A 20777-nucleotide genomic window follows, 5' to 3' on the forward strand; every position below is an offset into this window, starting at 1 on the left:
GAGACGCCCTTTAGGAGAGACGATGACCGATCCTGCCATCCCGACCGAGGCCGATATCCAGCTGATCCAGCGGATCATTCCCCACAGGTATCCGTTCCTGTTGGTGGACAAGGTGCGCGATATCGTTCCGATGAAATCGGCGGTGGGCATCAAGAACGTCACCTTCAACGAGCCGCAGTTTCAGGGTCACTTCCCCGGAATGCCGGTGTTCCCCGGCGTCCAGATCGTAGAGGCGATGGCGCAGACCGCAGCAGTGATGGTCGGCGTTTCGATGGACCTGGCCGACAAGAACATGCTGGTTTATTTCATGGGCATCGATTCCTGCAAATTCCGCAGGAAGGTCGGCCCCGGCGACGTCATGGAAATGACCGTGACCACCAAGCGCGGGGGTGGCAAGGTCTGGAAATTCGCCGCCTCGGCCACGGTCGAAGGGGAACTGGCCGCCGAGGCGGAGTTCACCGCGATGATGGAATTCCCGAAAGGATAAGCCCGTGGCAATTCATCCTTCCGCCATCGTCGATCCCGCTGCCAAGATCGGCGAGGGCTGCGAGATCGGCCCCTTTGCAATCATCGGCCCCGAAGTGACGCTGGGCGCTGGTGTCATCGTCAAAAGCCATGCCGTCGTGACCGGCTGGACCGAGATCGGCGACGAAACGGTGATCTTTCCCTTCGCCGTCGTGGGCGAGGTTCCGCAGGACCTGAAATACAAGGGCGAACGCACGCGGCTGGTGGTCGGCAAGCGTTGCCGTATCCGCGAAGGTGCGACGCTGAACCTCGGGACCGAGGGGGGCGGCGGCGTGACGAAGGTCGGCGACGACTGCCTGATGATGACCGGCAGCCATGTCGGGCATGACGCCATCGTGGGCGACCGGGTGATCCTTGCCAATCAGGCGGCGGTCGCCGGACATTGTATCCTTGGCGACGACGTGATCGTCGGCGGGCTGTCGGGCATTCATCAGTGGGTTCGCGTCGGGCGCGGCGCAATCATCGGCGCGGTCACGATGGTGACGAACGACGTGCTGCCGCATGGTCTGGTGCAGGGCCCGAGGGGAGAGCTTGACGGGCTGAACCTCGTGGGGTTGAAGCGCCGGGGGGTCAGCCGGCCCGAGATCACCGCCCTTCGCGCCGGATACCAGATGCTTGCGCAGGGCGAGGGGACCTTCCTTGACCGCGCGCGCCGCCTGCACGACGAAACCGACAGCGACCACGTGCGCGAGATGACCGATTTCATCCTTGCCGCCACGGACAGATCCTTCCTGACGCCGAAATGAGCCGGACTGCGATAATCGCCGGGCATGGCGGCCTTCCCGCCGCCCTTGCCAAGGTGCTGGACGAGCCCATCGTCGCGGCGCTGGACGGGTTCATGCCGACCGGGATCGTGCCCGACATCGTGTTCCGTTTGGAACGCTTGGCGCTTTTTCTGCAAGAGTTGCACCAGCGCGGCGTCGAGCGTGTGATCTTTGCCGGGGCCGTGCGTCGTCCCCGGCTTGATCCGTCGCTGTTCGATCCCGCCACAGCAAGGCTGGTGCCCCGACTTCTGTCTGCAATGCAAGGCGGCGATGATGCCACGCTGCGCGCCGTGATCGGGCTTTTCGAAGAAGAAGGGCTTGTCGTCGAGGGGGTCGAGGCGCTGGCACCGGAATTGGTGCCTTCGGGCGGGATTCTGGTCGGCACAGTGGATGACGCGCTGACCCGGGATGCGGATCGCGCGACGGCCATCGTCGCGGCCTTGGGCAGCGTCGATGTGGGGCAGGGCGCGGTCGTGGCGCAGGGGCTCTGCCTTGCGGTCGAGGCCTTGCCGGGAACCGACGCGATGCTGGAATGGGTCGCTGCGACGCGCGAAGGGGCCGGGGGCGTCTTCTACAAGGCGCCGAAACCGGGGCAGGATCGGCGCGTGGACCTTCCGACCCTGGGTGTCGATACCGTCGCCAAGGCAGCTGCGGCGCGGCTGGCCTGTATCGCGTGGGAAGCGGGCGGGGTGATCCTGCTGGACCGCGACAAGGTAATCGAGGCTGCCGGATCGCAGGGAATCGCGCTGTGGGCGCGATGAGATTCTTCCTGATCGCCGGAGAGCCTTCGGGCGACCGGCTGGGTGCCGCCCTGATGGCCGGGCTGCGCCAATTGCTGCCCGAGGTTGCCTTCGAGGGCGTCGGCGGGCCGCTGATGCAAGCCGAAGGGTTGGAGAGCCTTTTCCCGATGGAGGAGCTTTCGGTGATGGGCATCGCCGAGGTGCTTCCGAAATACTTCCATCTGAAACGGCGCATCTCGGAGGCTGCAAAGGCTGCGCTGGAAGCAAACCCCGCCGCGCTCATCACCATTGATTCGCCAGACTTCAACCTGCGCGTCGCGGGGCTGGTGAAGGCGGAACGCCCGGGGATGAAGGTGATCCACTATGTCGCCCCGTCGGTCTGGGCATGGCGTCCGAAACGCGCCGAGAAGATGGCGAAGTCGGTCGATCACGTCCTTGCGCTGCTGCCGTTCGAGCCGCCCTATATGACCGCGGCGGGGATGAGCTGTGATTTCGTCGGCCATCCCGTCGTGGCCGAGGAGCGTGCGACGGCATCGGAAGCGGCGGCATTTCGCGCGAATCTTGGCTCCGACCCGCTCATCCTCGCCCTGCCGGGTTCGCGTCGGGGCGAGGTGTCGCGCCTTGCACCGATCATCGGCGACGCGTTGGCCGAAGTTAAGAAACTGCATCCGAATGTCGGCGTGCTGCTGCCGACCGTGCGTGGGGTCGCGGACCTTGTGCGCCAGTTGACCGCCGACTGGCCCGTGCAGCCGCGCATCATCGAGGATGCCGCGGGCAAACGCGTCGCGTTCCGGGCCGCGGATGTGGCGATCGCCGCCTCTGGAACCGTCTCGCTGGAACTGGCCGCGAATCGGGTGCCGATGGTCGTGGCCTATCGTCTGAACCCCGTCTCGATGTGGCTGATGCGGAAGATGGCACTGATCGACACGGTGACGCTGGTGAACCTCGTGTCCGAGACGCGCACGGTGCCGGAATTTCTGGGCGATGACTGCCGCGCCGACCGGATCGCGCCGGCGCTGCTGTCGCTTCTGGATGGCGCACCCGCGCAGGTCGCCGCGATGGAGGAGACGATGCGCCGCCTTGGCGAAGGGGACACGCCCCCCGGCCTTCGCGCGGCACAATCGGTGATCCGCTTTTTGGGTTAACGCCCGCGCCAGATCCAGCCGCCGCCGAAGATCCGGCTGCCTTCGGGCGCATAGAAAACGCAGGCCTGCCCAGCCGAAACGCCATCTTCGGGCGAGAGCAGTTCCACCTCCGCCTCGGTGGCCGAGATCGGACGCAGGATCGCCGGGCGGGGCGCGCGGGTGGAGCGGACCTTCACATTCACATGCCATTCGGGGCGCGAATCGAACGCCTCGTCGCCAAGCCAGTTGACCTCGCGCACCGGGATGATCCGGGTGGAAAGCGCTTCCTTCGGACCAACGATGACGTGGCGACGGTCGGGGTCGAGCCGAACGACGTATAGCGGATCGCCCAGACCACCGATCCCAAGCCCGCGCCGCTGGCCCACGGTATAATGGATCACGCCGCGATGCTGGCCCAGCACGTTGCCAGCCTTGTCCACGATATCACCGGGGTCGGCGGCACCGGGACGCAGTTTTTCGATCACCGCGGCATAATCGCCATTGGGCACGAAGCAGATGTCCTGGCTGTCGGGCTTGTCCGCAACCGCCAGACCATAGCGCGCGGCAAGGGCGCGCGTTTCCGCCTTGGACGCCAAGTGGCCAAGCGGGAACCGCAGATAGGAAAGCTGCTCGGGTGTGGTCGAGAACAGGAAATAGCTCTGGTCGCGATTCGCGTCGGTCGCGCAATGCAGCTCCGGCCCGGCACCGCCCATCTTGCGCTGGATGTAGTGGCCGGTCGCCATGCAATCCGCATCCAGATCCTTGGCGGTCTGCAGCAGGTCCTTGAACTTCACGCGTTCATTGCAGCGGATGCAGGGAACGGGGGTCGCGCCGGCCAGATAGGCGTCGGCGAATTCGTCGATCACCGCCTCGCGGAAGGTATTCTCGTAGTCGAGGACGTAATGGGGAAAGCCCATCTCCTCGGCCACGCGGCGGGCATCGTGAATGTCGCGGCCCGCACAGCAGGCACCTTTCTTGGCCAGCGCCGCACCGTGATCGTAAAGCTGAAGCGTCACGCCGACGACGTCATAGCCTTCCTCCTTCAGCTGGGCGGCAACAACCGAGCTGTCGACGCCGCCCGACATCGCAACGACGACGCGGGTTTGGGCCGGGGGCTTGGCAAAGCCCAGCGAGTTGAGGGGGTGGTCCAGCATGGCAAAGATTCCGGGTGTCGGGAAACCTGACGAATATAGGAAAATGCCACCTATCCTCAACCCCCCGGCTTCACGCTTGCTTAAGTGTGACAGTCCCATGATGCCTTCCAGAGAGGAAGTGCCATGTATCTGAAACGCGTCTCCGGCCCTCGTCATGTGTCGCTGCCCGATGGCACGCTGCTGACCCGCGCCGATCTTCCGCCGCCTGAAACCCGTCGCTGGGTCGCAAGCCGCAAGGCAATCGTGGTCAAGGCGGTCGTCCACGGGCTGATCACCGAACAGGAGGCGCTGGAAAAATATGCGCTGTCGGCCGAAGAATTCGCGCTTTGGCGCGGGGCTATCGAAACGCACGGCGAAAAGGCGTTGAAAGTGACCGCGATCCAGAAGTATCGACAACTTTAGATTGTTTTTGTTTTTGCCATGTAGACAGTAACGCGTGATTAACCATTGGCTGCAAATGTGCGTTAACGGTTAATGGATCAAGCGGAGCTGGGAATGCGGATACTTCTGGTCGAGGATGACCCCACGACGTCGCGCAGCATCGAACTGATGCTGACACATGCCAACCTCAACGTCTATTGCACCGACATGGGCGAGGATGGCATCGACCTGGCGAAGCTCTACGATTACGACCTGATCCTTCTGGACCTGAACCTGCCGGACATGAGCGGGCATGAGGTGCTGCGCCAGCTTCGCCTCGCGCGTGTGGATACGCCGATCCTGATCCTGTCGGGGTCGGACGATACGGACAGCAAGATCAAGGGCTTCGGCTTCGGTGCCGACGACTACCTCACCAAGCCCTTCCACCGCGAGGAGTTGGTCGCTCGTATCCATGCGATCATCCGCCGATCGAAGGGACATTCGCAATCCGTGATCCGCACCGGCGCGGTTTCGGTCAACCTCGATGCCAAGACGGTCGATGTCGAAGGCAAGACCGTGCATCTGACCGGCAAGGAATACCAGATGCTGGAACTGCTGAGCCTGCGCAAAGGCACGACCCTGACGAAGGAGATGTTCCTGAACCATCTTTACGGCGGTATGGATGAGCCGGAGCTGAAGATCATCGACGTGTTCATCTGCAAGCTCCGCAAGAAGCTGGTCGAGGCGACGGGCGGGGCGAACTATATCGAAACCGTCTGGGGACGCGGATATGTGCTGCGCGATCCGGTGCCCGATGCGCCGCGTCTGGCGGCAAGCGCCTGAGGGGGCTGGACTGTCCCGGCATCGCTTTCTAATTACCAAGGGGAAGGCAGCCGGGGAGTTTTGCGGTGAAAGCGGTGCAGGATCTTTCCGAAACGGAAGCGCGGGCCGAGCTTGAACGGCTCGCGAAGGATATCGCATCCGCCAACCTTGCCTATCACCGCGACGATGCGCCCGAGATTTCGGACGCCGACTATGACGCGCTGCGCCAGAGGAATCTTGCCATCGAGGCTCGGTTTCCTGCGATGAAGCTCGAAGACAGCCCGACCGATGCGGTCGGGGCCGCCCCGGGCGACGCCTTTACCAAGACACGCCATGCCGTGCGGATGCTCAGCCTCGAAAACGCATTCGAGGAGGAGGAGATCGAGGATTTCGCCGGCCGTATCCGAAAATTCCTCGGCCATTCGGGCGAACTTCTGTTTACGGCGGAACCGAAGATCGACGGGCTTTCCCTGTCGCTCCGCTATGAGGATGGGCAGCTGGTCCAAGCCGCCACGCGCGGCGATGGCAAGACGGGGGAGAACGTCACCGCCAACGCCCGCACGATCACCGACATTCCCGAACGCATCGAAGGCGCCCCCGCCGTGCTGGAGGTTCGGGGCGAGGTCTATATGACCCACGCGGCGTTCGAGGCGCTGAACGAGCGCCAGGCACAGACGGGCGGCAAGACATTCGCCAACCCGCGCAACGCGGCGGCTGGCAGCTTGCGGCAACTCGATCCCGCGATCACTGCGTCGCGCCCGCTGCGCTTCTTCGCTTATGCGTGGGGCGAACAGAGCGCACCGCTGGCGCCAACCCAGATGGGGTCCATCGAAGCGCTGGCCGCGATGGGATTTTCGACCAACCCGCTGACGGTGCTTTGCGATGGGGTCAGCGCGATGGTTGCCCATTATCGCCAGATCGAACAGGGCCGCGCGACGCTCGGCTACGACATCGACGGCGTCGTCTACAAGGTCAACGATCTGGCGCTTCAGCGCAGGCTGGGGTTCCGGGCCGCAACTCCGCGCTGGGCCATCGCGCATAAGTTTCCTGCGCAGTTGGCATGGACGCGGCTTCTGGGCATCGATGTTCAGGTCGGGCGGACCGGAGCATTGTCGCCGGTCGCACGGCTGCAACCCGTGACGGTCGGCGGCGTGGTCGTTCGCAACGCGACGCTCCACAATGAAGATTACATCACAGGACGCGACTCGCGTGGCGAGCAGATCCGGGGCGGCAAGGATATCCGCATCGGCGACTGGGTTCAGGTCTATCGCGCCGGGGACGTGATCCCAAAGGTCGCGGATGTGGATCTTGCCCAGCGGCCCGCGGATGCCGAACCCTATCGCTTTCCCGACCGCTGCCCCGAATGCGGCTCGGAAGCGTTGCGGATCGAAGGTGATGCCGTCCGGCGCTGCACGGGTGGTCTGATCTGCCCGGCGCAGGCGGTGGAGCGGCTGAAACACTTCGTCTCGCGCAATGCCTTCGACATCGAGGGGCTGGGCGCAAAACAGGTCGAGGCGTTCTACAAGGACGGTTGGATCGCGCAACCGTCGGACATTTTCGAACTGAAGGCGCGTTACGGCGAGGGCATGAAGCAGGTCAAGAACCGCGAAGGTTGGGGCGAAAAATCGGCCGACAAGCTGTTCGCAGCCATTGATGCGAAGCGTAGGATCGAACTGAACCGCCTGATCTTCGCGCTGGGCATCCGCCATGTGGGAGAGACTTCGGCGCAGCTTCTTGCGGTCCACTACCAAGGCTGGGCGCAGTTCGAGGCGGCAATGACCGCATCGAGACTGGGCGAGGGCGCGGAATGGCAGGAGTTGACCGCCATTGATGGCGTGGGCGCAGTGCTGGCGGCCTCGCTGGTCTCGACCTTCGACAACCCGGCGGAGCGGGCGGCGATTGACACGCTTGTCGCCCATCTTGACGTGCAGGACGTGGTGCGCCGTGCCCCGGTCGAAAGTCCGGTGGCGGGCAAGATCGTCGTCTTCACCGGCACGCTGGAAAAGATGAGCCGGGCCGAGGCCAAGAACCGGGCCGAGGCGCTGGGCGCCAAGGTTTCGGGCTCGGTTTCCGCCAAGACCGACCTTGTCGTGGCCGGGCCGGGCGCGGGAACCAAGGCGAAACAGGCCGAGGCATTGGGCGTCAGGATGATCGACGAGGACGCTTGGATCGCGCTGATCGGCGACGCATGAGCCGGCCCGAGGCGCTGTTCCCGCTTTTCGCCGATCTGCGGACGCTGGACGGCGTCGGCCCGAAGACGGAAAAGGCGTTCGAGGCGGCGGGCATCCGCAAGCCCAAGGACCTGCTGTTCCTGCTGCCGCATTCCGCCATCGACCGCACCCGGCGCCGCACGATCCGCGATGTTGTGTTGCCCGCGACGGTGACGGTCGAGGTGACGGTGGGCGCTCATCAGCCACCCCGCAACCGGGGCGGACGGTATCGCGTGAACCTGTTCGACGGGGTCGTGGATTTTCAGGCGGTTTATTTCCATGCCCGCGGCGATTATCTGGAGACGCTCTTGCCGCCCGGCGAGACGCGGTTGATTTCCGGCAGGGTCGAGCTTTTCGACGGCATGGCGCAGATGGTGCATCCAGATCACGTGCTGCGCCCCGAAGATGAGGCAAGCCTGCCACTATGTGAGCCGGTCTATCCGCTGGCAGCGGGTCTGACGCAAAAACTGGTAACGAAAGCCGCCCGCGGGGCATTGTCCCTAATCCCCGAGATTCCCGAATGGATCGACGCGTCGCAAATCGCCCAGGAACGGTGGCCGACATGGGCCGAGGCGCTGCGGGTCCTGCACATGCCCGAGATGCCGACTGATCTTGCGCTGGTGACGCCGGAACGTCAGCGTCTGGCCTATGACGAACTGTTCGCGCATCAGCTGACCCTTGCACTGGCACGGATGAATCGACGGGCGCAGCGGGGAATTTCCTCGCATGGGGATGGAAGTCTGGCCCGCAAGGTATTGGCAACGCTACCTTATGGCATGACCGGTGCGCAAAAGCGCGCGCTGGCCGAGATCGCTGCGGACATGCGCGCGGAAGAACGGATGAACCGTCTGCTCCAAGGCGACGTCGGCGCAGGAAAGACGCTGGTGGCCTTTCTTGCCATGCTGATCGCGGTGGAGGCTGGCGGTCAGGGGGTGATGATGGCCCCGACCGAGATCCTTGCGCGGCAGCATCTGGAAAGCCTTTCACCGCTTGCCGAAGCTGCCGGTCTTCGGCTGGAAGTGCTGACGGGTCGCGACAAGGGCGGCGAACGGGCGGCGAAACTGGCGGCGCTTGCGGCTGGCGATATTCATATCCTTGTCGGCACCCACGCGGTGTTTCAGCAGGATGTGGTTTTCGCCGATTTGCGCCTTGCGGTCGTGGACGAACAGCACCGTTTCGGGGTCGCCCAGCGGATGGAACTGGGTGCCAAGGGCGTGGCGGCGGATATCCTCGTGATGACCGCGACGCCGATCCCGCGCAGCCTCGCGCTGGCAAGCTATGGCGACATGGACGTGTCGGTGCTGGACGAAAAGCCCGCCGGACGCCAGCCGATCACCACGGCGCTGGTCCCGACCGCGCGGTTGGACGAGGTGGTCGCGAACCTCGCCACGCGGGTCGCCGAGGGGCGGCAAGCCTATTGGGTCTGCCCGCTGGTCGAGGATAGCGAGGTCGTCGACTATGCTTCCGCCGAGGCGCGGTTCGCCCATCTGCGTGCGGCATTGGGCGATGTCGTCGGACTGGTCCATGCCCGGATGCCGGTGGCCGAAAAGGATGCGGCGATGGCCCGTTTCGCCGCGGGCGAGACGAAGGTGCTGGTCGCAACCACGGTGATCGAGGTCGGCGTGAACGTGCCCAACGCCTCGATCATGGTGATCGAGCGGGCCGAGACGTTCGGGCTGGCACAGCTTCACCAGCTTCGCGGGCGTGTCGGGCGCGGCACGGCGAAATCCACCTGCCTGCTGATGTATCAGGCGCCGCTATCCGAGACTGCTCAGCGCCGCCTGAAGATCCTGCGGGAAAGCGAGGACGGTTTCCGCATCGCCGAAGAAGACATGGCCATCCGCGGCGCGGGCGATCTGATCGGCACTGCGCAGTCGGGCCTGCCGAAGTTCCGCATCGCGGATCTGGAACGGCAGGCCGGACTTATGGCGATCGCGCAAAGCGATGCGCGCAAATTGCTGGCGGACGATCCGAAGCTGACGAGTCCGCGCGGTCAGGCGGCGCGGATGCTGCTTTGGCTTCTGGACCGTGACGAAGCCATTCGGCTGATAAGGGTTGGTTAAAGGTTCCTAATAAGTTCTTTACTTGTTCTCCGAATCATGAGAACAATCAGGCAACAGAAACGGAGATGCCTGATGCTGGATCAGATCAAGATGACCCTTTCGAATTCCCGCCGCGCCTTTGTCGAAGACGTTCTGGGCACCGTCGCGGTGTTCACGCTCCTGTTCGGCGCGCTCCATCTGCCATTGCTTTGAGCTTCCTGCCCGCGTGTTCCCCCTGCTGTGACACGCCTGACTGCCGCTGCCCGCAAGGGTGGCGGCTTTTTACTGCGCGGCCTCGGCTGCGGCACTGATTGCCAGCAGGATCGACGCATGGCGGTTGGGATAGGGCTGGGCTGCCCGAAGCGCCTCGAACCCGTCGAAGGGGGCGGGCGGGACCGGGCCGCCCTTCAGCATCGCTGCCAGCGCATCGCGGCCCGCCGCAAGCTCTGCCGCCGTGCGTCCCACAACCACAGCCCCCAGTACCGAAGCCGCCGCCTGACCAAGCGCGCAAGCCTTCACATCCTGCGCGAAATCCGCAACCCGCCCATCCTTCATCACCACATCGACGGTGATCGTCGATCCGCAGGTGGGCGAGCGGCGCGTGGCCGTTCCACTGGGCGCCGGAAGCCGCCCGGTCAGCGGAATATCAGCCGCCAGCGCCAGAAGCCGCGCCGAATAGAGGTCGATCAGGTCGTTCATCTTTCCCCGCACGCCGTTTGCCCCTAGATAGGCGCCGACGCAGCCAAGGAAAACCCATGCCTTTCGACCCAGACAGCCTGAAATACGACCCGAACGGACTGATCCCGGTGATCGCGCAGGACCACGCCTCGGGGCAGGTGCTGATGATGGCATGGATGAACGCGGATGCCGTGGCAAAAACGTTGGAGACGGGGCGCATGACCTATTGGTCCCGCTCGCGGCAGTCCTTCTGGGCAAAGGGCGAGACATCGGGTCACGTCCAGACGTTGGTCGAGTTGCGCGTGGATTGCGACCGCGACTGCATCCTTGCGCTGGTGGAACAGGTCGGCCCTGCGTGCCACACCAACCGCCGCTCCTGCTTCTTCACGGCCATCCGCGACGGGGCCGAGGTCGAGATCATCAAGGTGGACGAATAATGGCCCGCGCACCGCTTTTGCAGCTTTCCGAAATTTCGCTGACGTTCGGGGGCGATCCGATCTTCGACGGGTTGTCGCTGAACGTGCAGCCGGGGGACCGGGTCGCGCTGGTCGGGCGCAACGGGTCGGGCAAGTCCACGTTGATGAAGATCATGGCCGGTCTGATCGAATCCGATCGCGGCGACCGCACGCTCGCGCCCGGTGTCACAACCGGATACATGGAGCAGGACCCAGACCTGTCCGGCTTCGAGACCTTGGGCGATTTCGCCGCACATGGGCTGCCGGATGGCGAGGAATACAAGATCGCGATGGTGGCCGAGGGGTTGAAGTTCCGGCCCGAAACGCCGGTCGCGTCTGCCTCTGGCGGGGAACGCCGCCGTGCCGCCCTGGCCAAGCTGCTGGCGCTGGAGCCGGAGTTGATGCTGCTGGACGAGCCGACCAACCATCTGGACATCGAGGCGATCCAGTGGCTGGAGGCGCGGCTGAAAGAGACGCGGGCCGGCTATGTGCTCATCAGCCACGACCGCGCCTTCCTGAAGGCGCTGACACGTGCCACGCTTTGGGTGGATCGGGGCGAGGTGCGGCGGCGCGAGATGGGTTTCGATGGCTTCGAGGAGTGGCGCGAAACCGTCTGGGCCGAGGAAGACGAGGCGCGCCACAAGCTGGACCGCAAGATCAAGGCCGAGGCGAAATGGGCTGTCGAGGGCATCAGTGCCCGCCGCAAGCGCAACCAAGGCCGCGTCCGTGCGCTCGCTGCGCTGCGCGAGGAACGGAGCAGCCAGATCCGACGTCAGGGCACAGCCGCGATGGAACTGGAAAGCGGCCCCGTCAGCGGCAAGCGGGTGATCGAGGCGCAGGGGATCACAAAATCCTTCAACTCTGTCGCGATCATCAAAGATTTCGGTCTTCGGGTGCAGCGCGGTGACCGGATCGCCTTCGTCGGACCGAACGGCGCGGGGAAGACGACGCTGCTGAAAATGCTGACCGGAGAACTCGCGCCCGACACAGGCACGGTGACGCTTGGCACCAACCTGTCGGTCGCGGTTTTCGACCAGACGCGGGCGCAACTCGACAGCGGAGCGAGCCTTTGGGAGAACCTGACGGGCGATCCGCTTTTGGGCGTCTCGGGCCGTGCGGATCAGGTGATGGTGCGGGGCGTCCCGCGCCACGTCGTCGGCTACCTCAAGGACTTCCTGTTCGACGAGGGGCAGATCCGTGCGCCGGTCCGCTCGCTGTCGGGCGGCGAGAAGGCGCGGCTTCTGCTGGCGCGGATCATGGCGCGGGAATCGAATTTGTTGATCCTGGACGAGCCGACAAACGATCTGGACGTTGAAACGCTTGATCTGCTTCAGGAAATCCTTGGCGACTACGACGGCACCGTGCTTCTGGTCAGCCACGACCGGGACTTCATCGACCGCGTTGCGACGACCACCGTCGCGCTGGAAGGTCAGGGCCGCGCAACCGTCTATGCCGGCGGCTGGACCGACTATCAGGCGCAGCGCCAGCAGGTCGAGGAAACGGTGCAGCGGGTCGCGACATCGGCACCCAAAACCAAGGTCGAAGCACGTCGCGATACCGGCCTCAGCTTCACCGAACGCAAACGGCTGGAGCAGCTGCCGGGACAGATCGAAAAGCTGGAACTGGAAATCGCGAAACTCGGGGAACTTCTCGGCTCTGACGAACTCTTTACCAAAGAGCCGGTGAAGTTCCGCAAGGCGACCGAGATGCTGGCCGAACGCCAGAAAACATTGTCGGATGCCGAGGAGGAGTGGCTGGCGTTGGAGGAGAAATCATCGGCCATATCCGGCTGATGAAATTTTCGTGACAACCCTCCCTCTGGCGTTTTCCAAAATCGACGCCATTTTCCCCGTTGTGCCGGACAGCCTAGGCAACCCGGACGAACGAAATTGGAGAATATAAAAATGAAACGCTTTGCAGTGCTCGCACTTGGGACAATGATCGCCGCACCCGCTTTCGCAGGTGGCCCGGTTGTCGTGGCGGAAGAGCCGATTGTCGCAGCACCCGCCCCGGTGGCGGTGGTCGAGCCCGTGACGGGCGACTGGGCCGGCGCTTACGTCGGTGCGCAACTCGGTTATGGCAGCGGCGGTGACACCGATGGCGACGGCGCCATCGGCGGTGTGCACGCTGGTTACCGCTGGGATCTGGGCCGCACGGTCCTCGGCGTTCAGGGCGACTACAACGCTGCCGACCTGAAAGGTTCGGAAGACGCGATCGAAGTCGACAAGATGTACAGCCTGAAAGGTCAGGCCGGTTACGATCTGGGCCGCACGCTGGTCTATGCGACCGCAGGTGTGGTCAAGGCCGACCTCGACTTCGCTGGCCAAAGCTACAGCGACCACGGCTGGACCGCTGGTGTTGGCGTCGACTATGCCGTCAACGACAACTGGACCGTCGGTGGCGAAGTTCTGACCAACAGCTTCGGCGACTTCGACGACTCGGGCATCAAATACGACCCGACCACCGTTCAGGTCAAAGCCGCCTACAACTTCTGATCTTTCACAAGCATCGGACATCGGGCGCGGGGGGAAACCCTCGCGCCCTTTGCTTTGCGCGCCGGGGTTTGCTATCCCCCGCGGGCAATCGGAGGCACCCATGACAGGCATCAGGCTTTTCAACACGAGGACGCGCACGAAAGAGGATTTCGTGCCGATCGACCCCGCGAATGTCCGGATGTATGTCTGTGGACCCACGGTGTATGACCGCGCCCATCTTGGCAACGCGCGGCCGGTCGTGGTCTTCGACACGCTGTTCCGACTGCTGCGCCATGTTTTCGGCGCGGACCATGTCACCTATGTCCGCAATTTCACCGACGTGGATGACAAGATCAACGACAAGGCGGCGCAGACCGGCCGTCCGATCCGTGACATCACGGACGAGACGATCGGCTGGTATCACGCCGACATGGACGCGCTTGGCGCACTTCGCCCGACGCATGAGCCGCGCGCGACCGACTACATCGCGCAGATGATCGCGATGAACGAGACGCTGATCCAGCGCGGCCATGCCTATGCTGCCGAAGGGCACGTGCTGTTCGACGTTCGCAGTTTTCCCGACTACGGGCGGCTGTCCGGTCGGTCGGTCGATGACATGATCGCCGGCGCGCGGGTCGAGGTTGCGCCCTTCAAGCGCGACCCGATGGATTTCGTGCTGTGGAAGCCTTCGAGTGACGATCATCCGGGCTGGGACAGCCCGTGGGGCAAGGGGCGACCGGGCTGGCATATCGAATGCTCGGCCATGTCGTTCGATCTGCTGGGCCCGGCGTTCGACATCCATGCGGGCGGCATCGACCTGCAGTTCCCGCACCACGAAAACGAGATCGCGCAAAGCTGCTGCGCCCATCCGGGCAGCGGTTTCGCGCGTTACTGGCTGCATAACGAGATGCTGCAGGTCGAAGGCAAGAAGATGTCGAAATCTTTGGGCAACTTTTTCACCGTGCGCGATCTTCTGGAACAGGGCTATCCGGGCGAGGTGATCCGCTTCGTGCAGCTTTCGACCCACTATTCGCGCCCGATGGATTGGACGGCGGCCAAGGCCGAACAGGCCGAAGCGACGCTGCGGAAATGGCGGGACCTGATCGCGGGGGTGGAGCCTTCGGTGCCGTCGGCCTCGGTGGTTGCGGCATTGGCCGATGATCTGAACACTGCGGGGGCGATTGCCGAGCTGCACCGTCTGGCATCGGAGGGCGACCGCGCCGGGCTTGCCGGATCGGCGGCGCTGCTCGGGCTGCTGGAACCGAGCCTTGGTGCCTGGGCCGAGATTGCGGGGCCCGATGCGGCTGTATCTGACCTGATCGCGCAGCTTTTGGCGGCACGGGCCGAGGCGCGGGTGGCGAAGGATTTCGCCCGCGCCGACAAGTTGCGCGACGGGTTCGCTGCGGCGGGCGTCGTCGTGAAGGACACCGCAGCGGGGGCGGAATGGACGCTTGCGCCGGGATTCGACGCGGACAAGTTGAAGGGGCTGCTGTGAGCCTTGATGCTTGTGCCGGGCTGGTGCAGCGCGGCGATCCTGATCGTTTCGCGACGGTGATGGCGGCGCCGGTGGAAGCGCGCGCGCTGCTGCTGCCGCTCTATGCGTTCAACCTGGAGGTCGCGCGCGCGCCTTGGGTCACCAAAGAGGCGATGATTGCCGAGATGCGGCTGCAATGGTGGCGCGACGCGTTGGAGGAGATCGATGCGGGCCATGTACGCGCGCACGAGGTCGCGGGGCCATTGGCCGAGGTCGTTACGGACCGCATTCCGACCGCCATTCTGGACCGCATCGTCGAGGCGCGCCGCTGGGACATCTATAGTGATCCGTTCGAGAGTGAAGACGCGCTGATCGCCTATGTCGACCATACGGCGGGCGGGCTGATGTGGGCGGCGGCGTTGGCGCTGGGCGCGGAGGCCGCGGATGAGGGCAAGGTGCGCGACGTTGCGGTGGCTGGCGGGATTGCGTCCTATCTGCGCGCGGTCCCGGAATTGAGAGCGCGGGGTCGCCAGCCGCTTCCGCTTGCCTTCGATGTGCAGCGGCTCGCGGCAGGGGGCTTGGGGCGGCTTGGTGCGCGGCGGGGGATCGGGCGGCGGATAGCCCCGGCTCTCTGGCCCGCCTGGCAGGCGCGCGGTATCCTTGCGCTTGCACGGGCCGAACCGGCACGGGTGGAGGAGGGCACGCTTGCCGTGCCGGAGTTCCGCAAACGTGGTGGGCTGCTTTGGCGCGCGATCACCGGGCGGGCATGAGGGGGGCGCGCCTTCCTCAAGCCCCCTCCGGGGACCATCGAAAGGCGCGGCTGCCGCGCACGGAAACGCGAACGGGGGGCGAGCTTGGCAGGGCGGATCATCAGAAGCGATGAGTGCATCGCGGAGGGAGCGACCGTTCTGATCGCCGTAGAGCCACGCTTTGCCGTGATCCGCGACATTCCGCTGCGACTGCGCCCGGACGGGTTCGGCGCGCTGCTGGATGCGATCCTGAGCCAGCAGGTGTCGGTTGCATCGGCCACGGCGATAAGGAGCCGTCTTGCGGCGGCTGGAATTGCGACCGAGGCGGATGTCGTCGCAGCGGGCGAGGAGGGCCTTCGTGCCTGCGGCTTCTCGCGGCCCAAGATCCGTTATGCGTTGGCGCTCGCATCCGCCGGGATCGACTTCGACGCTTTGCGCGATCTGGACGATGATGCGCTGGTGGCGGCGCTTGCCGCACAACCAGGGATCGGGCGTTGGACGGCGGAAATCTATGCGATCTTCGCGCTTGGGCGGGCGGACATGTTTCCTGCGGGCGATCTTGCCTTGCAGGAGGCGGCCAGATGCCTGTTCGCGCTGGAGCGCCGGCCAACCGAGCGGGAGCTGCGCGCGATGTCGCTGGCGTGGTCCCCCTGGCGGGCGGTTGCCGCGCGGATGCTGTTTGCCTATTACCGCAGCATGAAATCACGCGAGGGCATCTCATGACGCGCAGGCTGGAGTTCGGACGCAAGGAAGCGCGGTCGGAAACCGCGACCGGAATGGTCATCTTCGTGCATGGCTATGGCGCGGACGGGGCCGACCTTCTGGGGCTGGCCGATCCGTTGGCGCCGCATCTGCCCAATACGGTATTCATCGCGCCCGACGCGCCGGAGCCTTGCAACGGCAATCCCTTCGGCCGCCAATGGTTTCCGATCCCGTGGCTGGACGGATCAAGCGAGGCCGCAGCCGAAGCTGGGCTGCTCGCCGCCGCCGCCGACCTCGACGCTTTCATCGACGAGCGGCTGGCGGAGGAGGGGCTGACCCCTGACCGGCTGGTTCTGGTCGGATTCTCGCAAGGGTCGATGATAAGCCTTCATGTCGCGCCGCGCCGGACGGTGCCCATCGGCGGTGTCGTAGCATTCTCGGGACGTCTGCTGGCCCCCGAACGTCTGGCGGACGAGGTGCGCTCGCGCCCGCCGGTCGTGTTGATCCACGGAGATCAGGACCCGGTCGTCGATTTCGCATCCATGGCGGTGGCCGGCGAGGCGCTGACCGGGCAGGGGTTCGAGACCTTCGGCCACGTCATGAAGGGCGCGGGTCATGGCATCGCGCCGGACGGATTGCAGGTCGCGCTGTCCTTCATTGCACGACATCTGGGCTGATCGTCACGTTATCGTCACCTCCTGCCACTATCCCTAGTGTGGCGGCCCAATGATCGAAGGGCTTGCCAGATGCGGAACGCCATATATAGTCCGTGTCAGGTGACGGGGCGGGGCTCCCCGCCTCGGGACCGGAGCGGTGACGGGGCGAAGGAGAGTTGCAGATGGACGGCGATTTCAGGACCCATTTCGTGCGCGAACCCTCCGCGCTCAAGCAATTCCCGGCACTTGTGCTGAATGCCGACTACCGCCCGCTGTCATATTATCCGCTGTCGCTCTGGCCTTGGCAGGAGGCGGTGAAGGCGGCCTTCCTCGACCGGGTCAGCATCGTGGCCGAATACGACCAGACCGTGCGAAGCCAGCGGGCCGAGATACGGATACCCTCGGTCGTCGTGTTGAAAGATTTCATCAAACCCCAGAAGCGCGTGGCATTCACGCGCTTCAATCTTTTTCTGCGGGACGAGTTCTGCTGCCAATATTGTGGCGGCAGGGGCGATCTGACCTTCGACCACGTGTTGCCGCGCGCGAAAGGGGGGATAACGAGTTGGGAAAACGTGGTGGCAGCCTGTTCGCCCTGCAATCTGCGCAAAGGGTCCAAGACGCTGCGCCAATCAGGGCTGCGCCTTGGCCGCGCGCCCCGGCGCCCCACGCCCGAGGAGATGCAGAACCACGGACGACGGTTCCCACCCAACCACCTGCACGAAAGCTGGGTGGACTATCTTTACTGGGATACGGAGCTCGACGCCTGAGGGCGCCGCGAACGTGACCGACGGGCCTTGGCTATCGGAGATGGCGCATCCGATCCAGCGCACCCTGCAGGATGTAACCGGCGGCGACATGGTCGATCACCTCGGCCCGACGACGGCGTGAAGTGTCGGCCTCCAGCAGCGCGCGTTCGGCGGCGACGGTGGACAGACGTTCGTCCCAGAACCCGATCGGCAGCGGCGTCAGGCGTGACAGGTTGCGAGCAAAGGCACGGGTCTTCTGCACGCGCGGCCCTTCGGTTCCATCCATGTTCAAAGGCAGGCCGAGCACCAGCCCCACGATGCCCCGTTTGGCGACCAGCGCCAGCAACTCCTCGGCATCGGTGGTGAATTTGACGCGGCGGATCGTCAGCAGCGGACTCGCAACTTGCCGGAACGTGTCCGACACCGCGACGCCGATGGTCTTGTCCCCGAAATCCAGTCCCGCGACGGCCCCGTGCGACGGCAGGCTGGCGGCGAATTCCTCGATCATTCGGCAACTCCGGCTTGGACTGCGGCGGCGCGGACGATCGCCAACTCGCCGTCGTTGGTGAAGATCTGTCGCGCCTCGTTCCAGATGGTCGCGGCGCGGTCGGTCTGGCCAAGCACGCCATAGGACGAGATCAGGCGCGCCCATTCATCCGCCGTTCCGCCGCGAGTCGCCAAACGGTCCGACAGGCGCTGCACCATCGCCCCTATCGCCGCCTGACGCGCCTCGGGGTCGAGGCCGGACATCGCTTCGATCTGTTCGGGCGAGGGGCCAACGGGTGCGTCTTCCTCCCACCGCGCGCCCGCGCGGGCGGCAAGGTCGGGCATCGCCGCGCGGATGATGGGGGCAAACCCTGCATCCGGCGCAACGCGCAGGGCCGTGCGCCATAGCCGGAACGCAAGGTCCTCGCGCCCGCCCTGGGCCATCGTCAGCCCGGAATAGTAAAGCGCCAGCGGCTGCTGCGCATCGCGTGCCAGCGCGTCGGACAACACCCGCTCCGCCTCGGGCGAGACATAGCCGCCGGCGGCAAGGATCATCGCCTCGGCCAAGGCCGCGCGGTCGGATGCGCCGCCTTCGCCCAGATCCACCACGCGCGCCTGCGCATCGGCTGCTGCGGCGTAATTGCCCGAGGCGCCCTCGTTCCGCGCCAGAAGCTGCCAGCCGCGCAGATCGTCCGGGTTGGCGGCGACAGCCTCGCGCAGACGCTGCATCAGTGCCGCGAACTCGTCATCCACCTGCACCTGCTGCGGGGTGAACGCCGCCTGCGCCTCTTGCTGCGAGGGGCGGCTCGCGCGCAGCGCCTCGGTCGCTTCAATCCGCCCGGCCAGTGGCAGGTCGGCATAGCCGGGCGCGCCCAGCCGCAGATACCCCAGCACCGCCGCACCCACGGCAACCGCCACCAGAACGCCCCCCAGAACCGGGCCGCGCCCCCGGTTCGGCACCGCAGCCGCCCGGTCCGCATCCAGCAGCCTGCGCGAGATTTCCAGCCGCAGTCTTTCGCCCTCGGCCTTGGCCAGCGTGCCGCGGTCCAGATCGCGATCCACGTCCCGAAGCTGCTGGCGATAGATGTGCAGGTCCGTGCGGTCCGCCGCTTCGGTATCGCGCCAGAACCCGCGCATCAGAACGCCCGCCACGGCCAAGCCGAGCGCGCCTGCCACGAGCCAGAAGATCCAGACGGTCATCGCGTCCCCCTTTTGCCAGCCATCTATCCCGCCGGGCCGGGGGGCCGCAATGCCGTCTTGCGGCGATGTCGCATTTGGAGCGATTGTGCCGCAACCGGAAGCGGCTTTCGATGCGCCGGGATCCAGAACAGACTGACAAGAATAGAAGCGACAGGGGCCCCATGAGACGCTATTCCGTTTTCGCTATCGCCCGCGAGGCGATGCGCCATCATACCGGATGGGAAAGGGCGTGGGCCTCGCCCGAGCCGCGGGCCTCCTATGACGTGGTGATCGTGGGTGCGGGCGGGCATGGCCTTGCAACCGCTTATTATCTTGGGAAGAATTTCGGCATCACCAATATTGCGGTGATCGAGAAGGGTTGGCTTGGCGGCGGCAATACGGGCCGGAATACGACCATCATCCGCTCGAACTATCTGCAAGACCCGTCGGCCGCGATCTACGACAAGGCGCTGTCGCTTTATGAGAACCTGAGCCAGGACCTGAACTACAACGTCATGTTCAGCCCTCGCGGTTTGTTGATGCTGGCACAGACCCATCACGAGGTTCGCGGCTATCTGCGGACGGTCCATGCCAACAATCTTCAGGGTGTGAAGACGGAATGGATCGGGCCGGAGAAGGTCAAGGAGCTGGTGCCGATCATCAACATCCATGGCCCGCGCTATCCCATACTTGGGGCGCTGTATCAGGAACGCGGCGGCACGGCGCGGCATGACGCCGTGGCATGGGGCTATGCCCGCGCCTGTTCGGCGATGGGGATGCACATCATCCAGCAATGCGAGGTGACGGGGGTCCGATCCGAAGGCGGGCAGGTCACGGGGGTCGAGACGACCAAGGGCCATATCGGCTGCAAGAAGCTGGGCATCGTCGTCGCGGGCCATTCGGGTCAGGTCGCGGCGATGGCGGGTTTCCGTCTGCCGGTGGAATCCATGGCGCTTCAGGCGCTGGTGTCCGAACCGATCAAGCCCTGCATGGACGTGGTGGTGATGGCCAACACCGTCCACGGCTACATGTCCCAGTCCGACAAGGGCGAGATGGTGATCGGGGGCGGCACGGACGGGTTCAACAACTATACCCAGCGCGGGTCTTTCCATCATATCGAGGAAACCTTGCGCGCGCTGATCGAGACGTTCCCGATGATCAGCCGCCTGAAGATGCTGCGGCAATGGGGCGGGATCGTGGACATGACTGGCGACCGCTCGCCACTGATTTCCAAGACGCCGCTGGCGGGCTGCTTCATCAACTGCGGTTGGGGCACCGGCGGATTCAAGGCGATCCCCGGATCGGGCTGGGCGATGGCCGAACTGGTGGCCAAGGGCGAGCCGGGGCCGCTGGCGGCGGAATTCAGCATCGACCGCTTCAAGGAAGGTCGGTTCATCGACGAAAGCGTAGCTGCGGGGGTGGCACATTGAAACGGGG

At 64.9% G+C, this 20777-nt stretch carries 21 protein-coding genes; 17 read left to right on the plus strand and 4 right to left on the minus strand.

From position 1 onward, the window contains the following. Nucleotides 1-22 precede the first annotated feature (22 nt). Genes fabZ through lpxB form a run of 4 tightly spaced genes read left to right on the plus strand, consistent with a single transcriptional unit; the run spans nucleotide 23 to nucleotide 3174 of the window. The gene (fabZ, locus tag E2K76_RS02950) at nucleotides 23-487 is read left to right on the plus strand and encodes a 3-hydroxyacyl-ACP dehydratase FabZ (protein ID WP_136682776.1); all 465 of its coding nucleotides are present in this window, start codon (nucleotides 23-25) and stop codon (nucleotides 485-487) included. 4 nt (nucleotides 488-491) lie between these two features. Then, on the plus strand, nucleotides 492-1271 hold the full coding sequence (lpxA, locus tag E2K76_RS02955; protein WP_136682777.1) for an acyl-ACP--UDP-N-acetylglucosamine O-acyltransferase: 780 nt from the start codon (nucleotides 492-494) through the stop codon (nucleotides 1269-1271). Next, nucleotides 1268-2050 carry an LpxI family protein gene (locus E2K76_RS02960; protein ID WP_136682778.1) on the plus strand — a complete coding sequence of 261 codons (783 nt, stop codon included), beginning with the start codon at nucleotides 1268-1270 and terminating at the stop codon, nucleotides 2048-2050. The genes lpxA and E2K76_RS02960 overlap by 4 nt, the downstream gene beginning before the upstream one ends. Beyond that, a complete protein-coding gene (lpxB, locus tag E2K76_RS02965) occupies nucleotides 2047-3174 on the plus strand; it encodes a lipid-A-disaccharide synthase (RefSeq protein ID WP_136682995.1) in 1128 nt (375 codons plus the stop codon). Before E2K76_RS02960 ends, lpxB begins: the two co-directional genes overlap by 4 nt. On the opposite strand, the gene mnmA is transcribed toward lpxB, so the two are convergent. Then, nucleotides 3171-4307 (minus strand): tRNA 2-thiouridine(34) synthase MnmA, encoded by a 1137-nt coding sequence (gene mnmA, locus E2K76_RS02970; RefSeq protein WP_136682779.1) that lies wholly within the window; start codon nucleotides 4305-4307, stop codon nucleotides 3171-3173. The genes lpxB and mnmA overlap by 4 nt on opposite strands. 123 nt (nucleotides 4308-4430) lie before the next feature. Here mnmA and sciP point away from each other — a divergent pair, with 123 nt between their 5' ends. From sciP to recG, 4 genes are all read left to right on the plus strand, one after another. Continuing rightward, nucleotides 4431-4709: a CtrA inhibitor SciP gene (gene sciP / locus E2K76_RS02975; RefSeq protein ID WP_136682780.1), complete on the plus strand. Its 279-nt coding sequence runs from the start codon at nucleotides 4431-4433 to the stop codon at nucleotides 4707-4709. A gap of 93 nt (nucleotides 4710-4802) precedes the next feature. Further along, nucleotides 4803-5510, plus strand: coding sequence for a response regulator transcription factor CtrA (ctrA, locus tag E2K76_RS02980; RefSeq protein WP_136682781.1), 708 nt, complete (start codon nucleotides 4803-4805; stop codon nucleotides 5508-5510). A 65-nt stretch (nucleotides 5511-5575) separates the two neighbouring features. After that, a complete protein-coding gene (ligA, locus tag E2K76_RS02985) occupies nucleotides 5576-7681 on the plus strand; it encodes an NAD-dependent DNA ligase LigA (protein ID WP_246032870.1) in 2106 nt (701 codons plus the stop codon). Further along, nucleotides 7678-9762: an ATP-dependent DNA helicase RecG gene (gene recG / locus E2K76_RS02990; protein ID WP_136682782.1), complete on the plus strand. Its 2085-nt coding sequence runs from the start codon at nucleotides 7678-7680 to the stop codon at nucleotides 9760-9762. Before ligA ends, recG begins: the two co-directional genes overlap by 4 nt. 261 nt (nucleotides 9763-10023) lie before the next feature. Here the strand turns inward: recG and E2K76_RS02995 are convergent, their stop codons facing one another. Further along, the gene (locus tag E2K76_RS02995) at nucleotides 10024-10440 is read right to left on the minus strand and encodes an iron-sulfur cluster assembly scaffold protein (protein ID WP_136682783.1); all 417 of its coding nucleotides are present in this window, start codon (nucleotides 10438-10440) and stop codon (nucleotides 10024-10026) included. 56 nt (nucleotides 10441-10496) lie between these two features. Between E2K76_RS02995 and hisI the strand changes: the two genes are divergently transcribed. The 8 genes from hisI to E2K76_RS03035 all read left to right on the plus strand — a co-directional run bounded on the left by hisI (nucleotide 10497) and on the right by E2K76_RS03035 (nucleotide 17696). Then, nucleotides 10497-10856: a phosphoribosyl-AMP cyclohydrolase gene (gene hisI, locus E2K76_RS03000; RefSeq protein WP_136682784.1), complete on the plus strand. Its 360-nt coding sequence runs from the start codon at nucleotides 10497-10499 to the stop codon at nucleotides 10854-10856. Beyond that, the gene (locus tag E2K76_RS03005) at nucleotides 10856-12667 is read left to right on the plus strand and encodes an ABC-F family ATP-binding cassette domain-containing protein (protein WP_136682785.1); all 1812 of its coding nucleotides are present in this window, start codon (nucleotides 10856-10858) and stop codon (nucleotides 12665-12667) included. Before hisI ends, E2K76_RS03005 begins: the two co-directional genes overlap by 1 nt. 111 nt (nucleotides 12668-12778) lie before the next feature. Further along, nucleotides 12779-13369 carry an outer membrane protein gene (locus E2K76_RS03010; protein ID WP_136682786.1) on the plus strand — a complete coding sequence of 197 codons (591 nt, stop codon included), beginning with the start codon at nucleotides 12779-12781 and terminating at the stop codon, nucleotides 13367-13369. Between the two features lie 100 nt (nucleotides 13370-13469). Next, nucleotides 13470-14843 (plus strand): cysteine--tRNA ligase, encoded by a 1374-nt coding sequence (gene cysS, locus E2K76_RS03015; protein ID WP_136682787.1) that lies wholly within the window; start codon nucleotides 13470-13472, stop codon nucleotides 14841-14843. Further along, nucleotides 14840-15592 carry a phytoene/squalene synthase family protein gene (locus E2K76_RS03020; RefSeq protein WP_136682788.1) on the plus strand — a complete coding sequence of 251 codons (753 nt, stop codon included), beginning with the start codon at nucleotides 14840-14842 and terminating at the stop codon, nucleotides 15590-15592. The genes cysS and E2K76_RS03020 overlap by 4 nt, the downstream gene beginning before the upstream one ends. A gap of 84 nt (nucleotides 15593-15676) precedes the next feature. After that, entirely contained in the window at nucleotides 15677-16294 is a 618-nt protein-coding gene (locus tag E2K76_RS03025; protein ID WP_136682789.1) for a DNA-3-methyladenine glycosylase family protein, read from the plus strand. After that, entirely contained in the window at nucleotides 16291-16950 is a 660-nt protein-coding gene (locus tag E2K76_RS03030; RefSeq protein WP_136682790.1) for an alpha/beta hydrolase, read from the plus strand. Before E2K76_RS03025 ends, E2K76_RS03030 begins: the two co-directional genes overlap by 4 nt. 161 nt (nucleotides 16951-17111) lie before the next feature. After that, nucleotides 17112-17696 (plus strand): HNH endonuclease, encoded by a 585-nt coding sequence (locus E2K76_RS03035; RefSeq protein WP_136682791.1) that lies wholly within the window; start codon nucleotides 17112-17114, stop codon nucleotides 17694-17696. Nucleotides 17697-17727: 31 nt separating this feature from the next. On the opposite strand, the gene ruvX is transcribed toward E2K76_RS03035, so the two are convergent. Both ruvX and ccmI read right to left on the minus strand, forming a co-directional pair. Beyond that, a complete protein-coding gene (ruvX, locus tag E2K76_RS03040; RefSeq protein WP_136682792.1) occupies nucleotides 17728-18183 on the minus strand; it encodes a Holliday junction resolvase RuvX in 456 nt (151 codons plus the stop codon). Continuing rightward, nucleotides 18180-19361 (minus strand): c-type cytochrome biogenesis protein CcmI, encoded by a 1182-nt coding sequence (ccmI, locus tag E2K76_RS03045; RefSeq protein ID WP_136682793.1) that lies wholly within the window; start codon nucleotides 19359-19361, stop codon nucleotides 18180-18182. Before ccmI ends, ruvX begins: the two co-directional genes overlap by 4 nt. Nucleotides 19362-19522: 161 nt before the next feature. Between ccmI and E2K76_RS03050 the strand changes: the two genes are divergently transcribed. Next, nucleotides 19523-20770: a sarcosine oxidase subunit beta family protein gene (locus E2K76_RS03050; RefSeq protein WP_136682794.1), complete on the plus strand. Its 1248-nt coding sequence runs from the start codon at nucleotides 19523-19525 to the stop codon at nucleotides 20768-20770. Nucleotides 20771-20777 lie beyond the last annotated feature (7 nt).

It is taken from the genome of Falsirhodobacter xinxiangensis, from assembly GCF_004959935.1.
GTDB classification, from domain to species: domain Bacteria; phylum Pseudomonadota; class Alphaproteobacteria; order Rhodobacterales; family Rhodobacteraceae; genus Falsirhodobacter; species Falsirhodobacter xinxiangensis.

Bases quoted from the DNA above. Each gene is read 5' to 3' on its own strand.
- ccmI (WP_136682793.1), bottom strand. From the start codon at position 19,361: ATGACCGTCTGGATCTTCTGGCTCGTGGCAGGCGCGCTCGGCTTGGCC.
- cysS (WP_136682787.1), top strand. From the start codon at position 13,470: ATGACAGGCATCAGGCTTTTCAACACGAGGACGCGCACGAAAGAGGAT.
- fabZ (WP_136682776.1), top strand. From the start codon at position 23: ATGACCGATCCTGCCATCCCGACCGAGGCCGATATCCAGCTGATCCAG.
- E2K76_RS03030 (WP_136682790.1), top strand. From the start codon at position 16,291: ATGACGCGCAGGCTGGAGTTCGGACGCAAGGAAGCGCGGTCGGAAACC.
- E2K76_RS03010 (WP_136682786.1), top strand. From the start codon at position 12,779: ATGAAACGCTTTGCAGTGCTCGCACTTGGGACAATGATCGCCGCACCC.
- E2K76_RS03005 (WP_136682785.1), top strand. From the start codon at position 10,856: ATGGCCCGCGCACCGCTTTTGCAGCTTTCCGAAATTTCGCTGACGTTC.
- recG (WP_136682782.1), top strand. From the start codon at position 7,678: ATGAGCCGGCCCGAGGCGCTGTTCCCGCTTTTCGCCGATCTGCGGACG.
- E2K76_RS03035 (WP_136682791.1), top strand. From the start codon at position 17,112: ATGGACGGCGATTTCAGGACCCATTTCGTGCGCGAACCCTCCGCGCTC.
- mnmA (WP_136682779.1), bottom strand. From the start codon at position 4,307: ATGCTGGACCACCCCCTCAACTCGCTGGGCTTTGCCAAGCCCCCGGCC.
- ctrA (WP_136682781.1), top strand. From the start codon at position 4,803: ATGCGGATACTTCTGGTCGAGGATGACCCCACGACGTCGCGCAGCATC.
- sciP (WP_136682780.1), top strand. From the start codon at position 4,431: ATGTATCTGAAACGCGTCTCCGGCCCTCGTCATGTGTCGCTGCCCGAT.
- E2K76_RS03050 (WP_136682794.1), top strand. From the start codon at position 19,523: ATGAGACGCTATTCCGTTTTCGCTATCGCCCGCGAGGCGATGCGCCAT.
- ruvX (WP_136682792.1), bottom strand. From the start codon at position 18,183: ATGATCGAGGAATTCGCCGCCAGCCTGCCGTCGCACGGGGCCGTCGCG.
- E2K76_RS02995 (WP_136682783.1), bottom strand. From the start codon at position 10,440: ATGAACGACCTGATCGACCTCTATTCGGCGCGGCTTCTGGCGCTGGCG.
- hisI (WP_136682784.1), top strand. From the start codon at position 10,497: ATGCCTTTCGACCCAGACAGCCTGAAATACGACCCGAACGGACTGATC.
- lpxB (WP_136682995.1), top strand. From the start codon at position 2,047: ATGAGATTCTTCCTGATCGCCGGAGAGCCTTCGGGCGACCGGCTGGGT.
- E2K76_RS02960 (WP_136682778.1), top strand. From the start codon at position 1,268: ATGAGCCGGACTGCGATAATCGCCGGGCATGGCGGCCTTCCCGCCGCC.